Source organism: Aeromonas sp. LsrichE-8G, assembly GCF_022869435.1.
Lineage (GTDB): Bacteria > Pseudomonadota > Gammaproteobacteria > Enterobacterales > Aeromonadaceae > Aeromonas > Aeromonas caviae.
Map to the genome: position 1 here is coordinate 1 of NZ_JALIHH010000086.1, position 7,475 is coordinate 7,475.

Annotated in this window: 7 protein-coding genes and 1 pseudogene; 4 read left to right on the forward strand and 4 right to left on the reverse strand. The window is 64.3% G+C overall.

Annotation, left to right across the window (positions count from 1 at the left end):
• The 4 genes from MUW49_RS13685 to MUW49_RS13700 form a co-directional block, all read left to right on the forward strand.
• Positions 1–82, forward strand: an 82-nt coding sequence (locus MUW49_RS13685; RefSeq protein WP_202904331.1) for a transposase, incomplete at its 5' end; no start/stop codon positions are given.
• Between the two features lie 328 nt (positions 83–410).
• Positions 411–1,376 carry a tripartite tricarboxylate transporter substrate-binding protein gene (locus MUW49_RS13690; RefSeq protein ID WP_052815427.1) on the forward strand — a complete coding sequence of 322 codons (966 nt, stop codon included), beginning with the start codon at positions 411–413 and terminating at the stop codon, positions 1,374–1,376.
• A gap of 57 nt (positions 1,377–1,433) precedes the next feature.
• Complete coding sequence (locus tag MUW49_RS13695) at positions 1,434–1,895, forward strand: tripartite tricarboxylate transporter TctB family protein (RefSeq protein ID WP_052815428.1); 462 nt, start codon at positions 1,434–1,436, stop codon at positions 1,893–1,895.
• 9 nt (positions 1,896–1,904) lie between these two features.
• A complete protein-coding gene (locus tag MUW49_RS13700; RefSeq protein WP_053288415.1) occupies positions 1,905–3,434 on the forward strand; it encodes a tripartite tricarboxylate transporter permease in 1,530 nt (509 codons plus the stop codon).
• Between the two features lie 138 nt (positions 3,435–3,572).
• Here the strand turns inward: MUW49_RS13700 and MUW49_RS13705 are convergent, their stop codons facing one another.
• The 4 genes and pseudogenes from MUW49_RS13705 to MUW49_RS13720 all read right to left on the reverse strand — a co-directional run.
• On the reverse strand, positions 3,573–4,238 hold the full coding sequence (locus MUW49_RS13705; protein WP_052815430.1) for a response regulator: 666 nt from the start codon (positions 4,236–4,238) through the stop codon (positions 3,573–3,575).
• The gene (locus MUW49_RS13710) at positions 4,239–5,822 is read right to left on the reverse strand and encodes a sensor histidine kinase (protein WP_244812890.1); all 1,584 of its coding nucleotides are present in this window, start codon (positions 5,820–5,822) and stop codon (positions 4,239–4,241) included. It lies immediately after the preceding gene.
• Complete coding sequence (locus MUW49_RS13715; RefSeq protein WP_029314606.1) at positions 5,819–7,030, reverse strand: ROK family transcriptional regulator; 1,212 nt, start codon at positions 7,028–7,030, stop codon at positions 5,819–5,821. The genes MUW49_RS13710 and MUW49_RS13715 overlap by 4 nt, the downstream gene beginning before the upstream one ends.
• A 104-nt stretch (positions 7,031–7,134) precedes the next feature.
• Positions 7,135–7,332 (reverse strand): annotated as a pseudogene (locus MUW49_RS13720) (methyl-accepting chemotaxis protein); the annotation flags it as partial.
• Between the last annotated feature and the right edge of the window lie 143 nt (positions 7,333–7,475).

The window sequence follows — 7,475 nt, forward strand, 5'->3', positions numbered from 1 at the left end:
GTCACGCTCTTACTTTGCGGGCTCTTGCGGCGGTGCGCCGTTAGAGGTGATCAAGCAATACATTCAAAACCAGCGGGGCTGACGCCCCGGCGAAATTCCTCTCCCACCTACGTCGGAGGGAGTCCCCTTTCGCATTTAAGATGGAGCAGGTGGCTCTGCGCCAGCAGGCGAGCGATGCCCTGAAACAGGAGGCGAAGGAGGACATCAGCACATCGGCGGCGAAACCGACCCAGTGATCCTTGCCGGACGAGGCGCTCACGGGCGCCTCGTTTCTATACGCGCCCCCCTCTTCGGCCCATGACCAGAATGAACACAATGGCCACAACAGCCTTAATAGCCATTACGGTCAGATTGTTTTCCAGTCAGACATGATTAATTAACCTTCTTGCAACAATCACAAGGAGAGCACCATGTTGCAAGGAACCTTCAAGCGTACCCTGATCGGTAGTCTGCTCGCACTGAGCGTCGGCGCCCACGCCCAGATCAACGAAGTCCACTTCCTGATCCCGGGCGGCGCTGGCGGCGGCTGGGATACCACGGCCCGCGGCACCGGTGAAGTGCTGGCCAAGTCCGGTCTGGTCAAGACCGTCTCCTACCAGAACATGTCCGCCGGTGGCGGCGCCAAGGCCATCGCCCACCTCATCGAGACCTCGGCCCAGTCCGACAAGACTCTGATGGTCAACTCCACCCCCATCATCGTCAAATCCCTCTCCAAGGAGCTGCCCCAGTCCTTCCGTGATCTGACGCCGGTGGCCGCCATCATCGCCGACTACCAGGCGCTGGCGGTGAAGGCGGACTCCCCCTATCAGAACTGGGCCCAGCTGCTGGCCGCCTACGAGGAGAACCCGGCCAAGGTGAAGATTGCCGGGGGTTCCGCCCGTGGCAGCCTGGATCACCTGGTCGCCGCCCTGACCTTCAAGAATGCCGGCGCCGACGCCAGCAAACTGCGCTACGTCGCCTACGATGCCGGCGGCAGCGCCATGGCCGCCGTGCTGGCCGGAGAGACCCAGGCCATCTCCACCGGCTTTGGCGAGGCGATGGAAGCGGTCAAGTCAGGCCAGATGCGGATCCTCGGGGTCACTTCCGACAAACGCCTGCCGGGGGCGGAGCAGATCCCCACCTTCAGCGAGCAGAACAACCCCACCGTCTTCGCCAACTGGCGCGGTTACTTCGCCTCCCCCACCATCAGCCCGGAGAAATCCGCCGAGTTTGCCGCCCTGCTCAAGCAGATGTACGACAAGCCGGAGTGGGAAGTGGTCCGCACCCGCAACAGCTGGACCAACCTCTACAAGTCGGGTCCCGAGTTCACCGCCTTCCTCGACGGCCAGGAGCAGCAGATCGGCGGCCTGATGCGCGAGCTCGGCTTCATCAAGTAACCCTCGTTGTCACATCGCAGGCGGGCGCAGGCCCGCCGCCCATGTTGGAGTCAAGAGATGAACATCACCAAGGAGCGACTGGGGGGCCTGCTGTTTCTGCTGCTCTCCCTCACCTATGGCTACTACGCCACCGAGATACCGGGCTACCCCGGCGACGAATACGAACCCTTCACCGCCAGTACCCTGCCCTATGCCCTGGCAGGGATCGGGACGCTGCTCTCCCTGCTGCTGGTGCTCTTCCCCGGGGGCGAGCCCCTGCGCCGGGAAGAGGGAGACTGGCGCCGGGTCTTCATCCTGCTCGGGCTCATGGTCATTTACGGATTGGGGCTCACCTGGTTTGGCTTCGTGCTCTCGACCATCGCCTTCCTGAGTGTGGGCATCCGGGTGCTCGGTGAGCCCAGTCTGCGCTACGGCCTGATGATCAGCGTCCCCTTCTCCATCGGTTTCTGGGCCCTGCTCACCAAGGGGCTCAACGTCTATCTGGAGCCGGGTCGCCTGTTCACCCTGCTCGGTTTCTAAGGAGTCACCATGTTAGACGGAATCTTGCAAGGACTCGGCACTGCACTGCTGCCGGTCAACCTGATGATGGTGGTGCTTGGCTGCTTCATCGGCACCTTTATCGGCATGTTGCCGGGCCTTGGCCCGGTCACCGCCATCGCCCTGATGATCCCCATCACCTATGGCCTGGATCCCTCCTCCGGCATCATCTTGATGGCGGGGGTCTATTACGGCGCCATCTTCGGGGGCTCCACCTCCTCCATCCTGATCAACGCCCCCGGCTGCTCCGCCACCGTGGTCACCGCCTTCGACGGCTATCCCCTGGCCTGCAAGGGACAGGCGGGCAAGGCGCTGGCCATCGCCGCCTACGCCTCCTTCACCGGCGGCACCCTCTCCGCCATCATGCTGATGGTGGCGGCGCCCCTGCTGGCCAAGGTCTCCCTCTCCTTCCAGTCGGCGGACTACTTCGCCCTCATGGTGCTGGGCCTCTCCGCCGTGGCAGCCTTTGCCGGCAAGGGGCAGGTGCTCAAAGCGCTGATCATGGCGCTGTTCGGCATCATGATCTCCACCATCGGCATCGACCGCAGCGTCGGGGTAGACAGGTTCACCTTCGGGTTGCCGGATCTGCGTGACGGCTTCTCCTTCCTGCTGCTGGCCATGGCCACCTTTGCCCTCGCGGAGATCCTGATGGCGGTGCTGCGCCCCGGCAAGGACAACAGCGAGGAAGAGGCCAGGCAGATGCAGCAGCTCGGCAGCCTCAAGCTCAGCAAGGAAGAGGTCAGAGAGATAGCGCCCCCCATCGCCCGCTCCTCGGTGCTGGGCTTTCTCATCGGCGTGCTGCCGGGAGCCGGCGCCACCATCGCCGCCTTCATGGCCTATGGCACCGAGCGCAACATCGCCGGCAAACAGCGCCAGGAGCAGTTCGGCAAGGGCAGCCTGCGCGGTCTGGCCGCCCCGGAAGCGGCCAACAACGCCGCCTCCACCGGCTCCTTCGTGCCCCTGCTGACCCTGGGGATCCCGGGCTCCGGCACCACGGCCCTCATCCTGGGCGCCCTGGTGGCCTACGGCATCCAGCCGGGCCCGCGTCTGTTCATGGAGCATCCGGACGTCTTCTGGTCGGTGATCATCTCCATGTATCTGGGCAACGTGGTGCTGTTGATCCTGAACCTCCCCCTCATCCCCTACCTGGCCCGGGTACTGGCGGTGCCGCGCCCCGTGCTCATCCCCATGGTGCTGCTGTTCTCCCTGACCGGGGTCTATCTGGTCTCCTTCAACACCATGGACATCCATGTGATGGCCATCGTTGCACTGATCGCCATCGGCCTGCGCCTGCTCACCTTCCCCATGGCCCCCATGCTGCTCGGTTTCATCCTGGGGGGTATGCTGGAGGACAACCTGCGCCGGGCCCTGGTGATCAACGACGGCAGCCTGAGCTTCCTGTGGGAGCGCCCCATCACCCTCGCCTTCACGGTGATCACCCTGACCATGTTGCTGCTGCCCGTCTGGCAGTGGTGGCAGGCTCGCCGGGCCCCCAAGGGGGAGCTTGCCACCAGCCACTGAATCGATGAGCCTCTGCCACCTCTGAACCCTGCCCCATCACGCGTAGAGACCTTGATGCCCACGGGAAGCAAATCCTGACAAAAAGAGCGCCGAAAGGCGCTCTTTTCTTGTCTGGACGACAGGTTCCGGACGACCGGATCACGGCTTGCGGTAACGCCGCTCCGGCCGCCCGACGGTGCCATATTCGAGCTCGGGGCTCGCCAGTTGCTGCCCCACCAGAAATTCCAGATAGCGGCGCGCCGTGGTCCGGCTCACCCCTATCCGGCAGCCTATCTCCTCGGCACTGGCGGCCTCCGGAGTCAGGGCCGTCAGCACCCGCTGCAGGGTGAGAGCATCGATGCCCTTGGGCAGTCCCTCTGCCGCCACCTGCTGCAACGGCGTACCGAACAGGGTGTCCACCGCCTGCTGGTCGATGTCGGCCAACGCCGCCAGGGCGGCGATGCTCTGACGGTACTTCTCCAGGGTGTCGCGCAGCCGCTCGAACACCACGGGCTTCAAAATGAAATCCACCACCCCGAGGCGCATCGCCTCCTGCAGGGCAGCGGCTTCCCGCGCCGCGGTGAGCAGGATCACATCCAGACTCGCCCCCGCCTGGCGCAGCTCTCTCAATAGCGAGAACCCCTCTCCATCGGGCAACCAGACATCCAGCAGCACCAGATCGGGTTTGAGGATCCCTATCTGCTCCCTGGCATCGAACAGGGTGAGCGCCACCCCCAGCACCTCGAAACCGGCGAGGCGCTGCACGAAGCGGCGGTGGATCTCGGCAATGGCGGGATCATCCTCGACGATCAGGATCTTGATCACTTACACCTCCTTGGGAATGTAACAGACGACGCAACTTCCCTGCGTCGTGGCTTCGATGGTGATCTCCCCCTGCAGGGCATCCAGGGTCTTGCGCACCAGGGAGAGCCCGATACCGTGTCCTGGCTCGGGCTTGCTACTGACCCCCTGTTCGAACAACCTGTCCGCCAACTGCGGGTCGATGCCGCCAGCCCCGTCTTCCACCTCCAGCACCAGATCCTGCCCCAGCTCGCTCAGGGAAACCCGGATGGGCTGATAGGGCGCACCGTGGCGGCGGGTCGCCTCGAAGGCGTTGTCGATGAGGTTGCCCAGCACCGTTACCAGCTGGGAACCGCTGACACGGGCAGGAATGTCGTGCAGACGGGCATCGGGATCGATCACGAGCTCAAGACCGAGTTCGTGGGCCCTGTGGTATTTGCCGAGCAGCAGCCCCGCCACCTTGGGTTTGGCGATGGCCCCCATCAGGAAGCCGAGCAGGGTCTGCTCGGTGGCCGCCTCCCGCCCGATGAAGGCGAGCGCCTCCCGGGTGGCCCCGAGCTCAATGAGGCCAGCGATGGTCCCAAGCTGGTTGTTGTGCTCGTGGGTCTGCACCCGCAGCAGATCGCTGTAGGCCTGCACCTGGGAGAGCTGGGCACTGAGTTCCGCCAGCTCGTCCTTGCGCCGAAAGCTCGACACGGCGCCGATCAGCTTGCCCTCGCGCACCAGCGGCAACCGGTTGACGATGAGGGACTGGCCGTTGAGCACGATCTCCTCGTCAAACTGGGGGGTCTGCTCTTGCAGGATGGAGAGCATGCGACTGCCCGGCAGCAGGTGACCGATGGGCTGTCCAATAGCGGCCCGGGCAGTGGTGTCGTCCAGGCGCAGCAGCTTGATGCCGTTGGGGTTCAGAGAGGTGAGGCGCCCTTGCTCGTCGATGGTGAGGATCCCCTCGCGCACCGTGCGCAGGGTACAGTCTAGCTCCGCATAGAGACGCCCCATCTGCTCGGGTTCAAAGCCGAAAATCGCCTTCTTGTAGCGCCGGGCCAGCCAGGCGGCGGCGACACTGTTGAGCAGCACGATGAGCAAGGTCATGGCCAGGCCGAAGCGCAAATAGTCCTGCAGATCCGCATCGATGTCCCGCACCAGATAGCCGACCGACACCACCCCGATGATCTTGCCCATCTCGTCACGGATGGGCCCCTTGCCGCGCACCGAGACCCCGAGGGACCCCTGGGCCCTGGAGATATAGGCCTCCCCCTGCAGGGCACGCTCGGGATCATCACCCACCATGGGTTTGCCAATCCGGTCCGCATTGGGGTGCGCCAGGCGGCGTGCCTGCCTGTCCCCGATGACGATGTAGCTGGCCCCGACCTCGGCGCGGATCCGCTCCACCAGGGCATTGAGGCGGACCGTATCCGCCCGCTTCACCCCGGCGATGACGCCGGACTCCCGCGCCACCAGCCGTGCCACATCCAGGGCCTGATCCCCCACCTCACGGTAGCGCTGCTCGGCGACATAGTAGTAGCTGGCCCCGCTCAGCAACACCAGTTGCAGCAGACTGACCAGACAGAGAATGAGCAGGAAGCGTCCTTGCAACCCGAGCCTCATGCCTCCTTGTCGCCTCGCAACAAGTCGAGCAGCAGACTGCCATCGCGCAGGGCCTTGTGCACCTGCACCGAGGTGGGTTTGGTGGGATCTTCGTAGAAGTGGGTGGATTCAATCTGCAGGCGCACCAGGTACTCGGCGGGCAACTGGCTTGCCAGGGACTGGTGCAACATGGGGAAGAGCAGTCGATCGGCCCGGGTGATCTCCCCCCCGAGCAGCAGCTTGCCCGGATTGAGCAGGCAGATGAGGTTCGCCAGCACCCGGGAGAGGCGGCCTGCTGCCTGGTGCAGGATGTCCTGACACAGGCTGTTGCCGGCCAGCGCCAGCTCGCACAGCTCGCGTATGGTGACGCTTTCGGGCAGATCGAACTCCTGCATCCGTTCGCGCAGCTCCCGATATTGCGCCTCCAGCGCCTGATTGGTCACGAGGGTGCAGGCGCAGCCGAAGCCACCGCAGTAGCAGCGCTGGCCATAGGGTTCGAGCTGCAGGTGGCTGAGATCCCCGAGCAGAGCCGACTCGCTCTCGATGAGCTGGCCATTGACCACCATGCCGACCCCGATGTCGTTGTGCACGAACACCAGCACCGCATCCGAGCAGTTCCTGGCGGCGCCCCACTCCCGCTCGGCCTGGATCCAGGTGCGCACGTCGCCGCTCACCAGCACGGGTACCGAGAAGGCTTCCTGCAGGGTGGGACCGAGGGGCCAGTTGCGCAGATCGTAATAGGGAAAATGCTTGACCATGCCGGAGTGGCGCTCCACCTGGCCAGGCAGGCAGAGGGCGATGCAGGCCAGACGCAGCGCCTTCTTGGGCAAAAAGCCCTCGATGGCCCGCACCAGGCTGGCCAGCAGCTCGGCACGCTCCGCCTCGTTGAAGACATGGCGATGGCGTGCCAGGGAGTGACCCGCGAGATCGAACAGGGCCATGTCCACATAGCCGCGCCCCAGGCGCATGGAGAGAAACTGGAAGCGGCGCTCGTTGATGCGCAGCAGGGTCTGGCGACGGCCACGCCCCACCGAGCTCTCGCCGCAGGTGACCACCAGGCCGCCGTCCAGCAGCTCGCGGGTGATCTTGGTGATGCTGGCCGGCGACAGGCCGGTCAGACGGGACAGATCGGTACGGGACAGCTCCTTGTGCTCCTCCAGGCTGGCATAGACCAGGCCGTAGTTGAGCTGACGGATCAAATCGATACTGCCTTTCACGATCTCATTCATAGGGTTGGGGCTAACGAAAGGAACGAATGGCGCGATTTTCACACATTCTGCGCCGATCCCCAAATTTGCCGTCTGGAAATCCTGTCCAGACGGCAAAAATGTGATTAGTAACGGAAGCGGGAGACGAGTTGGCGCAATTTGTCACCCGTGCCTGCCAGGGCGCGGGTGGTGGTGCTGGACTCCCCGGACGCCTCGGTCAGCTCGCTGACGATCTGCTGGATGGCCACCAGGTTCTTGTTGATCTCCTCGGAGACCGCGTGCTGCTCCTCGGCGGCCGTGGCGATCTGGATGTTCATGTCGTTGTTGACATCCTCCCCCACCTTAGCGCTTCGCGTCACAGGAGGGGGATTCCCATTACTGGGTGATAGCTGCTCGCGCAGTACCGGGTTCCTGCTTCATCGGGCGGCCTGATTGCACCACGCCTCCACAGGCTAAAACGGCGTGT